Annotated in this window: 12 protein-coding genes; 2 read left to right on the forward strand and 10 right to left on the reverse strand. The window is 43.3% G+C overall.

The annotated features are described in order from the left end of the window. Nucleotides 1–287 precede the first annotated feature (287 nt). A complete protein-coding gene (locus AAC006_RS19685) occupies nucleotides 288–848 on the reverse strand; it encodes an EF-hand domain-containing protein (protein ID WP_339892323.1) in 561 nt (186 codons plus the stop codon). Nucleotides 849–1,127: 279 nt separating this feature from the next. Next, nucleotides 1,128–3,497 (reverse strand): DNA polymerase II, encoded by a 2,370-nt coding sequence (locus AAC006_RS19690; RefSeq protein ID WP_288389512.1) that lies wholly within the window; start codon nucleotides 3,495–3,497, stop codon nucleotides 1,128–1,130. Between the two features lie 231 nt (nucleotides 3,498–3,728). Here AAC006_RS19690 and AAC006_RS19695 point away from each other — a divergent pair, with 231 nt between their 5' ends. Then, nucleotides 3,729–4,739: an MBL fold metallo-hydrolase gene (locus AAC006_RS19695; protein WP_013782666.1), complete on the forward strand. Its 1,011-nt coding sequence runs from the start codon at nucleotides 3,729–3,731 to the stop codon at nucleotides 4,737–4,739. 3 nt (nucleotides 4,740–4,742) lie between these two features. Here AAC006_RS19695 and AAC006_RS19700 read toward each other — a convergent pair whose 3' ends face one another. The 6 genes from AAC006_RS19700 to AAC006_RS19725 all read right to left on the reverse strand — a co-directional run bounded on the left by AAC006_RS19700 (nucleotide 4,743) and on the right by AAC006_RS19725 (nucleotide 11,969). Then, the gene (locus AAC006_RS19700) at nucleotides 4,743–6,026 is read right to left on the reverse strand and encodes an ATP-binding protein (RefSeq protein WP_208806256.1); all 1,284 of its coding nucleotides are present in this window, start codon (nucleotides 6,024–6,026) and stop codon (nucleotides 4,743–4,745) included. After that, entirely contained in the window at nucleotides 6,026–6,610 is a 585-nt protein-coding gene (locus AAC006_RS19705; protein ID WP_208806257.1) for a chemotaxis protein CheX, read from the reverse strand. Before AAC006_RS19705 ends, AAC006_RS19700 begins: the two co-directional genes overlap by 1 nt. Next, nucleotides 6,607–6,975, reverse strand: coding sequence for a response regulator (locus tag AAC006_RS19710; protein WP_126872624.1), 369 nt, complete (start codon nucleotides 6,973–6,975; stop codon nucleotides 6,607–6,609). The genes AAC006_RS19705 and AAC006_RS19710 overlap by 4 nt, the downstream gene beginning before the upstream one ends. A 251-nt stretch (nucleotides 6,976–7,226) precedes the next feature. Continuing rightward, complete coding sequence (locus AAC006_RS19715) at nucleotides 7,227–8,396, reverse strand: histidinol-phosphate transaminase (RefSeq protein ID WP_126872623.1); 1,170 nt, start codon at nucleotides 8,394–8,396, stop codon at nucleotides 7,227–7,229. A gap of 32 nt (nucleotides 8,397–8,428) precedes the next feature. Further along, nucleotides 8,429–9,250, reverse strand: a complete 822-nt coding sequence (locus AAC006_RS19720) for a sulfite exporter TauE/SafE family protein (RefSeq protein ID WP_013782671.1) — start codon at nucleotides 9,248–9,250, stop codon at nucleotides 8,429–8,431. Nucleotides 9,251–9,368: 118 nt separating this feature from the next. Further along, on the reverse strand, nucleotides 9,369–11,969 hold the full coding sequence (locus tag AAC006_RS19725; RefSeq protein ID WP_288389513.1) for a TonB-dependent receptor: 2,601 nt from the start codon (nucleotides 11,967–11,969) through the stop codon (nucleotides 9,369–9,371). Between the two features lie 422 nt (nucleotides 11,970–12,391). On the opposite strand from AAC006_RS19725, the gene AAC006_RS19730 reads away from it, so the two are divergent. Next, nucleotides 12,392–13,396, forward strand: a complete 1,005-nt coding sequence (locus AAC006_RS19730; protein WP_288389514.1) for a LysR family transcriptional regulator — start codon at nucleotides 12,392–12,394, stop codon at nucleotides 13,394–13,396. On the opposite strand, the gene AAC006_RS19735 is transcribed toward AAC006_RS19730, so the two are convergent. Both AAC006_RS19735 and AAC006_RS19740 read right to left on the reverse strand, forming a co-directional pair. Further along, a complete protein-coding gene (locus AAC006_RS19735; RefSeq protein WP_013782674.1) occupies nucleotides 13,345–14,073 on the reverse strand; it encodes an endonuclease/exonuclease/phosphatase family protein in 729 nt (242 codons plus the stop codon). The two genes, AAC006_RS19730 and AAC006_RS19735, sit on opposite strands and share 52 nt — an antisense overlap. Further along, nucleotides 14,061–16,247: a VTT domain-containing protein gene (locus AAC006_RS19740; protein ID WP_013782675.1), complete on the reverse strand. Its 2,187-nt coding sequence runs from the start codon at nucleotides 16,245–16,247 to the stop codon at nucleotides 14,061–14,063. The genes AAC006_RS19735 and AAC006_RS19740 overlap by 13 nt, the downstream gene beginning before the upstream one ends. Nucleotides 16,248–16,458 lie beyond the last annotated feature (211 nt).

Here is a 16,458-nt window from a genome sequence, read left to right on the forward strand (position 1 = left end):
GTGAAACGTATTAGCGCATGCCGAGACTCGGCGACCAGTAACTGGCGTGGGGATAGTGTGGGGTTCCGGTGACCGGCCCAGCCAGTGTGGCCCAGCCCCATGTGAGAGTAGCACACTGCCAGGTCCCATTCGAAGAAATTGCTTCACAACGAAGACTATCGTAACGGATAGCCCTTTTTTTATGCGTGATAGAAAGTGAACAGGCAGTAAAAAACCCCGCGAAGACGGGGTTTTTGTTATCTCATACACTAATGTACAAAATAGCTAATTAACCTATTGAGTAACAGCTACTGCGTTAAATGCTGACGAAATTCCATCTTGGTTAGTAACTGGTTGTCGTCTTTATCCATTTCACTAAAATCGCCATCAATGCCAGCCTTTTCAACTTCCTTCATTGAGAGCTTACCGTCATCATTACGATCTGCTTTATTGAATTTCGCAGTAACTTCAGACTTCATTTCACTGGACATCTCTTTTCCCATCATCTCTTCGCCTTTCATCATGGTTGAGCCGCTACTGGTGATCATAGGCTCATTCATGGATTGAGATGTTGATGACGTCATTCTACGAGTTAGCACTGCATCGGTAGTGCCATTTGATTTAACCCGCGTTACGATATCTTCAGAAAACATGCTAGGGTTATTTTTTACATATTTATCAAACTCTGACTGGGACACTTTTTCATTACCGTCTGTGTCCATCTTCTTAAAAAATTTACTAGAGTTTGCTTCTTTTAATTCTGTTTTAGTGATGTGTCCATTTCCATCATGATCCAATGTAGAAAAATCAGCGCTAACCTTAGATTTGTGACCACCTTGGATATCTCCAGCGATTGCGGTCGTTGACATTACTGCGCCTATAACAAGTGATAGTGTAAGCTTTTTCATCACATTCTCCTTTTGTAGTGATAACACTTTGCTCGGTTAGAGCAAGGAATAAAATACTCACTTAATCACATTCATTGTTTATGCCACTGAAATAAGCTACTGATTTTTAGTTATTAATTGAATAAACCTAAAAGTTAGATGTTTATCAACCTTGTTAACTTGCAACAGGGGGTTGAAAAATATTCAGGCAAATTACATCTGAGGTGACATTCATGATATGAATGCTCCAACATCATCACCTTAGTTAGAAAACAAGGATAATTGTTCGTTGGTTAATTCAGAAAAAGAAAGATTGATGAGCGGAAGTATACTGTCTGCAATGGGCATTATCTGCTTTTCGATGTAATGGTCGTAATCAAGCGGTGCCATTTGATGTTCAGTAGTTTGTGGGCCTTGTACTGTCATGACATAGCGTATGGTTGTATTGTGTTGGTAACGTAATCGTTGACCTGTTTTACGATTAATATCATCTGCAAGGCGCGCGGCTTTTACATGAGGAGGCAAAGATTTGATGTAGTCGTTTAATGGCTTTCTTAGTCGCTTAGCATATACGAGTCTGGTGTCTTCTTTCCCTTGGCGAATATTATCAACAGTTTGTTTAATAAAATCAGATACAGGTGCTTTTTCGAAAACCCGTCGATACAACTCATACTGAAAGTATTTAGCTAATTCAGTCCAGTCTGAACGTACGTTTTCTAACCCTTTAAAAACCAGCTCTTTTTTATCACCAATTTGCTTTAAACCTGCATACCTTTTCTTGCTGCCTAACGCAGAACCTCTAATTGTGGGCATAAAAAAAGTTTCAAAGTGGGTTTCAAATTCAATATCCAAATGGCAGTCTATATCATAATCTTCACGAAGCTTGCTTTGCCACTTTTGATTGATGGTGTTTGCTAGCGACTGTCCCGTTTCATTAGGCGTGCCCAACGTTGTGTTGTTATTTACATGTACAAAGGTAGAGTCTGTATCGCCATAGATAACTGAGAACCCTGCTTCTTCTATCCACTTTGCGGTAGTTTGCATTATTTCATGCCCACGCAGAGTAATAGAGCTTGCTAGTCTTGGGTCGTAAAAAGGGCATCCGCCACTGCCTAATACGCCATAAAATGAATTCATTAAAATCTTTATTGCTTGCGAGCGGGGAGCATCGTTTTGCTTTTTAGCCTCGTCTCTTTGGCGCCATAGATTGTCAATAATATCGGGCAAAAAATGATTGTCACGACTAAACATCGCCCCTTTGAAGCCCTCAATGGCGCGTTCTGGGTATTTAAGGCCCTCAGCAAGTCCCATTGGGTCAATCTTAAACGTGCGAATAATTGACGGGTATAGGCTCTTAAAATCGAGCACAAGTACATCAGAGTACAGGCCTGGCTGTGAATTCATCACGTAGCCACCAGGGCTAGCTAACCCGCCGTGTTCGGGGCGTACACCACTTACATAACGTTGTCGGTGCAACTTTGGTAAATATACATTTAGAAATGCCGCTACCGACCCACCGGGTCTTCCCAAATCGAGCCCAGTTAAGGTGCCTCTCAAGATAAGAAACTCTATAAATCGAGTTTTTGTAGCAATCTCATTTACCAATACACAGTCTTTGTGGTTATAGCTGGCAAGCGAAGAGGGGTCTTCGTAATACAAGGCCTTTATTGCCCCAAGCTTGTCTTCACTCTGTATGAGCTTTTTATCACCCAATAACTGCTGTGCAACATTGTCTAAAGAGAAAGAATCAAATTGATAGGTCATCGTTTTTAGTGCTTCAATCCCATCTACAATACTGCGGCCAGGTATATCCACAATAGTTTGACCATCCCAGTCCCTTACGAAGGCTTCTCGTTTGTCTCGGCCTATTGTAAATTTCACGCCTTGTTTTTTGGCTCGCCTAGCAAGCACGGCCATATCGAACTGTTTGACATTCCAGCCTAAGATAACGTCAGGATCGATTTCACATATACGCGTTATAAACGCAGTGAGCAGTGCTGATTCAGTAGAAAACTGGCTAAGTGAAAATGTGTCTGGAACATCTAACGTCTTGGGATGAGTGGAAGCAGAAACTAACATCACTTCATTAACGTCGTTAGACGCTAGTGCTATACTGAATAGATTTTCATTTTCATCGCACTCAATATCTATACTAATCGAGTAAAGGCTTGGCGTGTAGATTGCGGGTCTAATTCGCGCCTCAGGTATTAATGTGGCGGTTTCGTCAGCCGCAATAAACTCCAATGAGCCGTAAATAAACCGCTCCATCAAATACCTATCAGCAAGCCGTATATCAGCTTCATACAAAGTGATATGTAAGCTTTTAGCAAGCTGCCTTAATTGATGCATGTGGGAATCAGACGTGGTTTTAAGGGTGTCTACTTCCACTTGCTCTAGGGTAAAGAAGCTGTCAGAGGAAACTTCAACCTCAATACCTTCCCGCTTGGCTTTTTCTATTATGCTTTTTGTGTTTTCAGTAGCAACAAAACATGAGGGTTTCTGCAAAGCGCTTTGAAGACACACAGGACCATCGTCGGTAGATACCCACACTTCAACGCAAGCGCCTTTATGCTTACTGCGCGCTTGTTTAGCAATAGTGTGTTTACTGAGAATGTAACCTTTTCTAATCACGGCAAGTTAATTTTCGTTGGTGAGATAATGAAGGACTCATAGTACAGGGCAATCGATTTTCTTTACTCGAAATGAGAGAGGTCAATGGTTTACCAATGCTCGCTAGGTCTTAATAACTCTCGGTATAGCAGTGCTATTACTTAACGCTATAGTTGATTATCAAACAGATACGTTTGTTTTTGCCTACCTATCGTTATAGAAGTAAGTATACCAGCGAAAAGGTGAAGATGTATGCATTACCCAGCAATTGAGCAACCGTCTCCAGGTCAATGGACAGAGATAGCGAAAGGCGTACTTTGGCTTCGTATGCCACTGCCTTTCGAACTTGACCACATTAATCTTTATCTTGTTGAAGATGATGATGGCTGGGTGGTTATTGATACTGGGCTTGGTACGAATACAACTAAAGCCTTGTGGAATGAAATTTTTGCCGCATTGGATAAACCCGTTTCAGCGGTTTTAGTTACTCATTTGCATCCTGATCACGTTGGTTTAGCCGGATGGATAGCCGACCAATTCAAAGTGCCACTGTACATGTCGCAGGTTGAGTATTTTACTGCGCGCGCGTTCACTGGGGGGAAAAGCGACACCTCTGCTTGGCGGGATGAGCAATACTATCACCGTGCAGGTTTACAATCCGATGACGTGATGTCGCTCATGTCTGGGAATAAAGGTTACAGCAACGTTGTATCGCCAATTCCAATCAGTTATCGACGATTAAAGCAAAGTGATGTGCTTACGTTAAAAGGTAACTCATGGGAAGTGATGATAGGGAGGGGGCATTCACCAGAGCACGTATGTTTATATTCTAAAGAGCTTGGAATACTGCTAGCAGGCGATCATATTTTACCGCAGATCACGCCCAATATAGGGGTATATTCAACGGAGCCTGAGGGCAATACGCTACAAGATTATTTGTCTACGCTACTGCCTTTCACTGACTTACCGGAAAAAACCTTGGTGTTACCCGCACACAGACAACCTTTTATTGGGGTAAAAGACCGAGTGAATGAGCTTATTGAACATCACCATCGCCATTTAAATGCACTCGTAGAGGCTTGTAATAAGCCTCAGACCGTTGTCGAGTTGTTACCTGTTTTATTTAAACGGGAACTGAGTGGTAGAAATATCGTATTTGCCGTAGCCGAGTGTGTGTCCCATTTAAACTACCTCTTGTCTCATGGAAAGATAACACGCCATTTATCTGATGAAGGACTTTATCTGTATGGGGTGCAACAATAGATGTTACTCAGGGGCTGTAGTTGACTCGGCTTCTGAGATGATAGGTAGCGCTATTGTAACCACTGTACCTTTGCCCACTTTGCTATTGACTGAAATTTTTCCTTTGTGCTTTTCTACAATGGTATAGGCGGTGGACAAGCCTAACCCTTGGCCTTGACCTTCAGGGCGGGTAGTAAAAAAAGGTTCGAAGACTCTTTTCATATTTTTTTGGTCAATACCTTCACCGCTGTCGAGTACCTTAATTGTGACGTTCTCGTTATTTTTTAATAGTGTTAACTTAACGTAGCCTTTGTCTGGAATAGCCTGGGCGGCATTGAGTAATATGTTCATTAAGGCTTGTTTTATCATCCCTGGGTTTGCCGTTATTTCTATCTTTTGGTCGGGAGATTCCACCTTATAGTGGTGAGAAGCATATTGGGTAGATACCAACTTGATGGTTTGCGTGGCGACGTCGTTTAAATCTACAACCTGACTGCCTTGTGTGCTGTCGAGGGAAAATTGTTTTAGATTATCGACAATATCTTTAACTCGATTTAAGCCAGCTTTTGATTCTTCAAGCAACTCTTCAATGTCGTCTTTTATCAAATCATAGTGTTGTGCTTCGAAAAGGTTTTTGATTTGTTCTTTTAGTTCATCGTTGAAACCGGCAACGTGATTTTCTACCCCATCGCAGATGGATATTAAGTTATTGGCATATTGTGACAAGGTGTCTAGGTTTGCGTTGATAAAACCAATAGGGTTATTTATTTCATGCGCAATGCCCGCCGCTAATTGACCCGTTGATGCCATCTTTTCCGCTTGAATGAGTTGAGATTGGGCGGTATCAAGTTTACGAATTAGTTTACGTTGAGCTTCGTGCTCTTCTTTTAGTGCGGCAGATAGCTTTTGTTGGGTACGAAAATAACTGGCCTGCGCGGTAACATCTTGTAAAAAAATGCACGCATATTTTTTCCCAGTACTTTTGTCCTTTACCGGCAATATCTCCATGTTTTGATACATCTGTGTTTCTTCGCCAGTAATCGGCCTACTGCTTTTAAACGGAAATATATGAGGGCGCTGCTCCCAGTAGCTGAAGCTTGGATGCTGCAGAACAAAAACCGATTTTAGTCTTCGCTTTAGAAACTTACCTTGGTCGCTAAAAATTTCGGTAACCGGTGTATCTTTGTACGAAGCGCGATTCTCGTGAGGAAGGCGGTCTTTAAAAAAGTCGTTTAAATAAACCACCAAAAAGTTTTCATCAACGATGCCAATTCCAACCGGAAGTTTTTCAACCAGTTGCTCAAACATTATTCTAGTAGTTCATCTAAGGTATCTTTCATTCTTGTCAGTGAATCGTCATCTAAGCAGAAAACAACGCGCATAGAAAAGGATGAAACAGCGACAGTGAATTGTACTTCCATGACCAAACTATGTTGCCACTTTAGCTCATCGAAGTTTTCTTTGTTAGGGGTAAACAACGTTGGCATATTCAAATTGGTGGTCAGTTCTAATTGGCTTGATAAGCCTGCCAAACACGCGCCGGCGAGAATATTAGACAGCTCAAGTATAATTTCTTCTACATCTTCTTTACTGAGCGGTTCACTGTACTCCATCAGTTTTGCCATCTCGCTCAGTCCAGAACGAGAAAGTACTGACATCACTTCACCTTGAATATCACCTAAAAAAGACTGGCGGGTATGAAAAGTAGCGTCAGAACCAAACAGCAAGGTATATAGCTGAGTGGGGGTCACTGAGGTTATTTTAGGGATTGAAATATCAATTTTGGTTTCAATGAGTTGCGCGAGTGAATTTGCTGCTTGGCCCATTGAAATATTGAGCAATTCTTGCAGCGCATCGCGTTGTTCCTCGTCTAATGGTATTACTGCGCTCATAAATACCCCAACTCAAACATAGTCATTGCCAGTTCTTCTTTATCCAACGGCTTTCTAATAAATCGTTTCGCCCCTAAGGATAGAACGATGCGCTGTTTTTCGGGCTGAAAATCTGCACTGATTACTATAACGTTAGGAAAGCATTGTTCACGCTTAGATAAGTATTCCAACACGTCCACGCCATCTACGTCTGGCATGGTTAAATCAAGCAACACAAGGTCGAAGGTGTTTTCCGCTAACAAGTCTATGGCTTCTTGGCCATTAGTTGCTTCTGAAATATCGTAGTCTAACTCCGGCGGTAACGACTTTTTTACGCTACGGCGTGACAATTTAGAGTCGTCAGTAACTAAAACAGATAGTGCCATCAACAGCCTCCTTTAACGTCTGTTAATACAGTGTGTGCAATTTCTTAGCGCCTGAAAGAAGCTTAGTAGACATACTGAGATTCTAAAACCTAGGTTGGTGTATTTGCGCAAGATACTTTAAGAGTATATGACAAAGAGGGCATTTATGAGCATTATACTTTACGTGTAAATACTAGTTGATAAGGGGGGGAATAAGAGAGGCGTACAGCCTAACGTGGCTGCACGCATAATATTACGATGTTTTAACTCAGTTAAGCGTTTTGTTTTTTAGTCATCGTTTCAAGTGCTTGTGGAATGGCATCAACATACCGCTGCACATCTGCGATTTTACCCATACTTACTCTCGACCAATTAGTATAGGTACGATAAATACCGCGGATGTGAATATCTTTCTCCGCCATCGCGGCTCTAAATAATTCAGCATCTCCTTTACCAAGGTCCACAAAAATAAAGTTAGTACTAGAAGGAAGTGCGGTTAGGCCATTGGCCTTGAGGCCATCCATCACTAAGCCTTTTGCTTCTATAACTTTATCTTTAACAAACGTTAGAAAAGCTTCATCATTGTAAGACGCAATTGCTGCGGCTAAACCTGCTTGGTTCAGCGTGTAGCCACCCATGCCGTAGCGATTTATCCACTCAGTATTTTCTTCAGAGGCAATCATGTAACCAACACGCATGCCCGCTAACCCGTAAATTTTAGAAAAGGTTCGTGCAACAATAATATTGTGTCCGGCTTTTACTAACGGAATCATTGAGTTTGCGGGCGGATCGTCGGTGAGTTCATTATACGCTTCATCAACAAGTACTAACGTCTTTTTCGAAGCCTTGATACAAAACTCTCGAAGCTTGGCAGGGTCTAGAAGGCGTCCGGTTGGGTTGTTAGGGTTGGTGATATGCACCATACCAACGCTGTCATCAATGGCTGCATACATGGCATCCAAATCGATTGCCAAATCTTTCGTGTTAGGTACCCGAACAATCTCAGGAGCACCTTGTTTCTCTGGTGCTTTTGAGGTGGTATCCCAGAAAAGATCGGGGCCTAATATTTTTCCCTTTTTGCTTGCCGCAAGGGCTGCATAAGAAAGGATTGGGCTAGAGCCTGCACTTAACGAAATATTTTTAGGTGTAATTCCGTGGCGTTCCGCAATCATGTCTAGCAACGTCATTGCAGCGGGGTAGGCATAGTATGCGCCGCCCTCTGCAGAAGCAGTAGCAATCGCTTTCAATGCTGCTTTACTTGGCCCAAATGGGTTTTCATTAGCATTTAGTTTGGCGATACCTGGCTTAGGGCCATAGAGTACTTTGGACATAGCGGGTGTTGCAGCTTGAAGCCCCGCAGACGTAATCAAGCCTGAGGCACCAATGGCAGTAGCGGCAGCACTACCACCCAAAAATAGGCGTCTTGAAACATTATGTGACATTGTTAATTCCTTATCTCAAACATCGTAAGTGTTTATAGGGCCTTGTAAAACATAGCGCTAGAAACAATTACTAAGTAAATACCAAACATTCGTTTTAATTTTTTCTCGCTGAAGTTATGCGCCATTTTTGCTCCCATTGGGGCAGTGATAATGGCACCAATGCTAATGGCAACTAATGCGGGAATGTTGATATAGCCTATAGTTCCTACGGGCAAAATGGCGGTTTCAGGATGTTTCATAAACAGAAAGCCGATAGCGCCTGGAAGACCTATTAGGAAACCAACGCCAGCAGCAGTGGCTACTGCTTGCTGGATTGTGCGTTGACAGATAACCATAGTAATTACCATGGGCGTGCCTCCGCCAATCCCCAGAAGGGCCGAAAAGCCCCCTAGTACAAAAGCGAGTACTGATTTAGCCACACCTTCAGGCATAGACAATGCCACACCAGGGCGAATGACAAATTCTGGGAACAAGAAGTAAATAGAATAAAGTAAAACACCTGCCGCAAAAACGACCGTTAGACCATCGCTACTTGTGCTACTGGCAATATAAATACCGCCTATTACGCCCAATACTATCCAGATGCTCCATGATTTTAGAATATCAAAATCTACAGCGCCTTTTTTATGGTGAGCCATAACTGAGCGGGTACTCGATACCACAATAGAAGCTAAAGAAGTGCCTATTGCAACTTTCACTAGCTCTTGGGATGGGGGCGTAAAAAATGGAAATACGGCTAATAGAGCGGGAACAACAACAAACCCACCGCCATTACCAAAAAGACCAGCAGTAATGCCAGCAATAGCACCTGTAATACAAAGAGTAACAACGAACCAGAGAAGCTCTATTTCCATGAAACTACATCTCCAGCAAATACTTCTAATAACATGAATAGACCTTTAAATTTTACTTATAAAACGAGGGGTGAAAACATAAACACCGGCATTTGCCGGTGTTTAGTATTAGTTGTTTTTAGAACCTTGCCGCTAAGCGGGTGTAGTAGTAACCACCCTGCCAGTCGACGACTGATCCTGAGTCATAGACTTGACCACAGCAGGCGTCACCATTTGTTGAAGGGTCTGGATAGCTATCAAATAGGTTACGTACACCTACTGATAACGTTAGGTTTTCATTGATAAGGTATGACCCTTCAATATCAAACATAAATTCAGAGCCGTAGGTTTGAATTGTTTCGGCATCGATTACGGTACCATCATCGCTGCCTACATTTTCGTATTCACCGTAGTAACTCAATCGTGCTACCGCAGACCACACATCATAACTATGTGTCACAGAGAACACACCGCGCATTTCTGGCGTACCATGTTCAAAATCGTATATGTCCTCGGGGTCCAAGAATTCGCTAGGATCAGAGTCGAACGAGGTATCGTTATAGTTAATAGACCCTGTAATCATCGTTGAACCGTAGGTCGTTTCCATTTTATAAGTGGCAACGAGGTCTACACCTTCAGTAACCGTATCGAACGCATTTTGGAAGAAGAATACACCCCCAATGGACTCTGCTCCTGAAACGCCCGCACCTGATAGTGCCAAGTAGTTCTGGTAGGCATCATAACCATCAGCGTCTGGGTCAGTGACTACCGTAGTAGACACATCTCGTGTAGATACTGAGTACAGTCTGTCTTCTAGTTTAATGTTGTAGTAATCGGCAGTAAGCGTTAGATCACCAAAGCTAGCGGTTAAACCAAGTGTGAAGTTAGTTGATTTTTCAGGAAGTAGTTCTTCAGCGCCTAATGCTTGCGCTACATCACCGCCCGCTGGGAATAAGCCCGTAGCAACAGGAAAGCCATCAGGCAAGCGAGTCGATACGTTAGTCGTACCTTGCTGACCTGGCGTTGGAGCTCTAAAGCCCGTACCGTATGAACTTCTTACTGCAATTTCATCATTAATTTGGTAAATACCCGCAACCTTATAAACCACCTCAGAACCAAAGTCTGAATAGTCTTCATAACGTATAGCGGCTTGTGCGAATAATTCGTCAGTAATGTCACCAGAAATATCAGTATATACCGCGTAAGAGTCACGGCTATACGTACCTGAGTAGTCAGGTGAATAACCAGGGAAACCATTTGAGCCTACACCCACCACGGTATAAACCGCATCATCACTGTCAGCACAATTTAGCGTTGAACCGGTACCTATGACGGCTAAACCAGCTGCACTAGCCGCATCTCCGTCACAGAAGCCCCAAGGATCAGAGGTTGCGTAAGGCCCTGCAAAGTAAGAATCTACTCCGCCTTCTGAAATTTCATAAGACTCGTCAAGATAGCTTGCCCCGAAGGCCAAAATATATTCGTCGAAGTCGTAAGTGAAATCAGCCTGAATTTGCGTTTCTTCGTTAGTTAGGTCACCGGGTTTAAATGAGGTAGGTGACTCATTACCCATAGAGGGGTTAATTGTGTTGGCAAGGGTGTATGAAATATCGTTATACCCGTAACGACCACTTATGTCATAGCCTAAGTCGCCAGACATTCCTTTAATACCACCAACAAAAGAGTAGTCGGTCACATCGCCTGAAAATCGCGGCGTAAAGCCACCAGGGAAAAACTCAGTAGGGCTCCATATAGAACCATCTTCTAGCCGAATATCTTCTATAGTGCCGTTACCTGGGTAACGATAATAGAAGTTACCGCTACCTTCACTTTCAGAGTAGTTACCAAACGCGTAAAGCTCCATTTCAGCCGTTAATGCATAGCCGGCATTGAAAAAGATGCGAGTACCACTAGTATCTGGCTGTCCCCAAGGCTGAACTACATCAGAATCATGCACTGAGCTAGCCATTGCGGCGGCATCTGCAATGTATTGTTCTGATTGTTCATCTACACAAAACCAATCTTCGCAGTATTGCTCGCCGCGAAAGGTGGCTTCGCTGTCTGAATATTCTGCTGAAATACTTAAAAAACCATCATCACCTAACGCAAAACCTTTGTTACCTGTAATGGTAATTTGGTCGCCGTCACCTTCAAAATAGCTACCGTAGTCAGCGGTGAAAGACCCACCTTCAGTGTTCTCTTTTAACTGAAAGTTAATAACACCAGCAATAGCGTCAGAGCCATACTGGGCGGCTGCACCATCGCGTAATACTTCTACACTGCCAATCGCAGCGGTAGGAATAGTCGCGATATCAGGGCCTTGTGTACCAGAACCCCCAATAGATACCAACGCTGCTCTGTGACGGCGTTTTGAGTTAACTAGCACCAAAGTTTTATCTGTGGGCATACCACGTAGCGTTGCAGGACGAATGAAAGTACCACCATCAGAAATGGGCTGTCGGCCTACTGAATAAGATGGAACCAAAGTCATTAGTACGTTGTTCATGTCGGTGAAGGCTACTGCTTCAATATCTTCAGCACTTAATACATCAACAGGTACAGGAGAGCTAGTTACTGAGCGAGGTGCACCACGTGCACCAACAACAGCAATTTTTTCAACATTTTGAGTATCTACTGCGGTTTCTTCAGCTTCTTGCGCTAGCGCGAGTGGTGCTGCCAAAGATAAAGTGATTCCAGTGAACGCTAGTGCAATTGAATTATGTATTTTGTTTTTTCTCATGTGTGTTCCCTAAAACGAGCCGTTATGAGTTGTTATTCTTCACTTGGAGCAGGGACTAATGCCGCCCACGTTTGGCATAACAAGCACCACCTTGATGCATCCTGCATCTTATAAATGTTTTGTGTGGTTACCTGTATTAACACTCAGGCTAAAAATTCTTTTAAAATCGCGAAAGAAAAAAGAATATTGAGGGGTATAAGAAAAGTATTGAGGCTGTATTTAACTATCTGATTCTAATGTCTTTAATTGTTCTAGCTTAGTATGAAAAAAATAAAAGCAGCTTTGGGTTTAACCTTATATTAACAAGTGTTAGTTGGGCTTTACTGGTCTGTGGCATGTAACTTGCTGATTTTAATCTCAATAAAGCGACCTGTGCTTTATGGCGTTGTGTTACAAAACTGTCATATTCGGGAAACTAGACATTGAACTCTAAGCAACTTCAGTATTTTTTAACCACGGTACTCAAAGGCAGTATTGCAGGTGCAGCACGTGAGCTTGATATCGCCCAGCCTGCCATTAGTCAGCAGTTAGCAAGCCTTGAAAGAGAGATGGGGGCGCAGTTGCTAAGCCGAACCTTTTCTGGGGTAACGTTAACCCCAGCGGGCGACTTGTTTCTCACTCATGCCACTAGGCTCATGGATGATATTAATAACGCTAAATCTGAACTGCGAGAGTTAGTGGGGAAAACGGCGGGTACTGTAAAAGTGGGTATGCTTCCGTCTATCGGTAATGTACTTTCCATGCCGCTTATTGCAGAAGTAAAGCAAAACCATCCAAAACTAAAATTGGAAATAAGTACTGGCCCTTCGTATTCAGTAAAGGGGTGGTTAGAAGGGCGGCAAGTCGATATTGCATTAACCTACGAGCAAGACGTTGACCCAAGGTTTATGACGGTTTCACCGCTTATTCGTGAAAACTTGCACTTGGTAATGGCTAATCAAGCAACATCCAGTGAGTACAGCCACCTTGCGGGCAGAGAAAGTATCCCGTTTTGGGCGTTGAGCCAATTCCCTCTATTATCGCCTGGCAATAAAGACGCATTAGGCAAGCTTATCGAACATTATGAAAAAGCGACGGGTGTCAATTTGCAGCATAATTTAGCCTATTCGGGGCAGTTGATGACAGGGTTGCGACAAGTTATGCAAGGAGAAGGGGTAATGATACTACCAACATCGGCCATTTTTCATCTTGAAGAATCGGGCTTGGTTTCTACGTTAAAAATAGTTGAGCCGGAAATGCAGCGATTGGTGCTAGCTGCGACTAACAAAACGAGCCCGTTAAACGAAGCCGTCTTAAAAATGCTTAAAGTGATAAAACAAGTTGTCGCCAGTGAGCAGGCGCTGCAACACTGGCGAGGCTCCTTAGCGTTTACTGATCAGTCAGAAATGAAAGGCGTATTGGCTTCTGGAAGTCTAATGTCGAGTTGAACTGGCAGGTGGTCAGAAAAGACGCTCGCCTTTTTTGATGTCAGCTTTTTGCATTCTGAAACCGTGATGTCGTCACTTACCCACACACGATCTAAAGAGAAAATTGGAAATTGACTCGGGAAGGTAGCGCCTACCTTATGTTGATTCAAAAGCTTGTTCAACGAGGTGAAAGCCCGTGAAAAGAATTGCCACTCATTGAAGTCTCCCGCCAATACCAATGGCATGGGATGGGCTTGCATCCTTTGCTCAAGATAATCATGCAACAATGCGAATTGCGAGCGGCGCTCTAATCGCTTAAGTCCTTTATGGGTGTTAACGACAGTAAGGGGTCCTTTGTCAGTTTGTAACACTACCACTTGTACATTTCTGGGCTGTCGCCCCTGCTGGCTTACGTCAAAGGTTTCTTGTTCAATAACGTTGAAGCGCGACAATATAGCGTTGCCATACCATCCGCTTGGCTCATGCAGGGCAGGGGCAGACACCAAGTTGTAGACATTTTTAGCACAAATATCTTCAATATCTCGCTCAATCGCACGCTCGGATGGGCGTGTATCCATCTCTTGTAAAAGTACAATATCGGCACCCGATTCAGCTAGAAATTGCCCAATTCGGTGATAATTTTGTAACTTGTCCCTGCCTAGCCCACTATGAATGTTGTAACTAATTATGCGGCACATTCTTTACTTTCCGATGCACGTTTTTGACGAGATTCTTGATAATAGCGAGCGAACTTTTGAGAGCCCCAAATCATTAAGCCCCAAAGCACAATACCGCCTACTAAATAGCTAATGGTTTCAACCGACGGGTTGCGGAAGATTTGAGTTATAGAGTCACCTACCAATCCTTTCGCAATCATTGGGGGGAACATGCCAAAGAAAGTACCGATCAGAAACTGTAATAAACCAATTGATGAAATACCTGCAACTAAGTTTACTAAGCTAAAGGGGGCAATAGGCAACATTCTAATGGCAGCAACACCCACTATTCCACTTTGTTTCAGTTTCTCATCCAATGCTTCTACTTTCGGTCCACCCACCTTCCGAAGGCCAGCGTCACCAGAAAGTTTACCGATAGCAAATAAAATAGCAGAGCTTAGCAGGGCACCCATGATGCCGTATATTGGCCCCCAAATAGGGCCGAAGATAGCGGCAACCGCTAATGACAATACGGTAACGGGGAAGAAGAGTATGCCTCCCACTACATAAACCAATAATACCGTAGGCAGTGCAAAGTAAGTGCCTCTGCTCTTTTCAAGGAACGCATTAATACTCTCACCACTTAACCACGAAATGGATTGGCTCGCCCAGAACATCAGGCCACCGAGCACAGCAATAACGGCTAGCCCCAACATGATCATAATAGTTCTACGTCTTGGGTTACGCGCGGGTAGCGCCCCACCATCAAAAGAAGGCATAGAAATTAAAGGCTCCTCTGGATCTGATAAAGAACGAAATACATTATTCACTGACTGCGTAGTGAAAACTTCATCACGAACTTCGGTTAATACATATCCGTGTGCAATTTGCCCATGGATTAATGCTTCAACAGGATATTCTTCTGCAAACAGTGCAGGCATATCTGAGATATCTCTACCGGTATGCTCAGCAAGTAAATCGTTACGAACATTCAAAATTGCCGCTCGGTTTAGCTCGCTGTTGCCGCTAAGCACAACGTCAATTTCTGTATCTAGTGTCATAGAACGGTTACTTAGGTTAGACGATCCTATCACTAAGTATTTGTCGTCAACGGTCATTACCTTAGAATGTATGCGCTTGTAGGCTTTTCTGCCTTGTAAGTCTTCGCACGACGAGTAAGTCAACTTTACTCTTTTAGGGTCGATGTCTTTTTCAAGAATAGATTTAAATTCTATGCGACTTGCCCAAAAGGCTTCACATTCGAATTTACCTTTAGGCTCGTAAGAACTGACAATAATGACGTGTAAGTCAGGACGTGCCTTCATACGTTTGTTCAACGCTTCGGCAATTTCCTGACGAGTAGTAAATTGATTCTCAATGTAGATAAGCGACTCGGCTTGACCGATTAAATCAAGTAGCATGGTGCGTACTTCTTGCGCTGGCTCAACTTCGTCCATAAACGGAATTGTTCTAGCTAGCGCACAGTCGACTTCTTCAAAGATGGGCGGAAAACCTTCAGGCCACGTGTCGGGAATAGGACCATCTACAGACGTATCGGCTTGGGCGCGAATCTCTACCGGTTCACTTTCGGCAACCCGCAACCACCTCCAACGAACCAGTTTAGAAAAATCAGCCACTACTGGACCGGAAGATACCATTTGCACATCGTGTAGCGGAGGGTACTCACCGTCGGGCCCATCTCGTTCTTCAGATACTACGGGGTGGTCACGGGTGTCCCAGCGATTCGTTGAAATATCCATGCCACCAGAGAAAACCAGCTCATCATCAATCACGATAATTTTTTGGTGCTGACTGCCGCCCATAGGGATGGTGTCATCAAGCTCGGTTTGCACGTTATCTGGGGTTTTTTCTTCCCACACTTCTTTTGCCCACATTTCTCGTTTAGAGAAAAATGCGAGAGAAGAATCCCAGCGTAGCAGGTAAATGTTTAAGTCGGGGTTATTTTCTGCTTTCCATGCAAGTAAATCACTGACAACACTCGGGGCTTCACTGTTTGCTTCGTCATCACCTCTTAAAAGGCGTATCCGGCTATCAATGTCCCACCCAATGATAAAAATACTGTGTTTGGCTTTTACAATAGCGCTGTGTAGCGCTTTGTAATAGTTACCACAATCTATGAGTGGCGCAACAAAATTTGCTTTGCTGCTAACCCAACAGTTTTCACCTGGTTTGAATATATTATTGTTATCAACCATGTTGTCTCCCGAAATCGCTTCCGTGTAATAAAGTAAATATACAAAGAAGTTGCAGGAAACGTTCCGGATCAAAGTAGTGTTAGGTTTGGACCCTAACTTACTAATAAATCATGTTTTTAAGGCTGTTTGAGTGAAGAGTTTTCATTTGGTCGGAACCGGAGAATGTAACTTTTTCATAGGAAGAGGGTAATTGAGGCGTAATGGAAAATTG

It is taken from the genome of uncultured Alteromonas sp., assembly GCF_963976965.1.
Taxonomy (GTDB): Bacteria; Pseudomonadota; Gammaproteobacteria; order Enterobacterales; family Alteromonadaceae; genus Alteromonas; species Alteromonas naphthalenivorans.

Coding starts and splice junctions, on each gene's coding strand:
- AAC006_RS19685 (WP_339892323.1), bottom strand. CDS start 848: ATGTCAACGACCGCAATCGCTGGAGATATCCAAGGTGGTCACAAATCT.
- AAC006_RS19695 (WP_013782666.1), top strand. CDS start 3,729: ATGCATTACCCAGCAATTGAGCAACCGTCTCCAGGTCAATGGACAGAG.
- AAC006_RS19700 (WP_208806256.1), bottom strand. CDS start 6,026: ATGTTTGAGCAACTGGTTGAAAAACTTCCGGTTGGAATTGGCATCGTT.
- AAC006_RS19705 (WP_208806257.1), bottom strand. CDS start 6,610: ATGAGCGCAGTAATACCATTAGACGAGGAACAACGCGATGCGCTGCAA.
- AAC006_RS19710 (WP_126872624.1), bottom strand. CDS start 6,975: ATGGCACTATCTGTTTTAGTTACTGACGACTCTAAATTGTCACGCCGT.
- AAC006_RS19715 (WP_126872623.1), bottom strand. CDS start 8,396: ATGTCACATAATGTTTCAAGACGCCTATTTTTGGGTGGTAGTGCTGCC.
- AAC006_RS19720 (WP_013782671.1), bottom strand. CDS start 9,250: ATGGAAATAGAGCTTCTCTGGTTCGTTGTTACTCTTTGTATTACAGGT.
- AAC006_RS19725 (WP_288389513.1), bottom strand. CDS start 11,969: ATGAGAAAAAACAAAATACATAATTCAATTGCACTAGCGTTCACTGGA.
- AAC006_RS19735 (WP_013782674.1), bottom strand. CDS start 14,073: ATGTGCCGCATAATTAGTTACAACATTCATAGTGGGCTAGGCAGGGAC.
- AAC006_RS19740 (WP_013782675.1), bottom strand. CDS start 16,247: ATGGTTGATAACAATAATATATTCAAACCAGGTGAAAACTGTTGGGTT.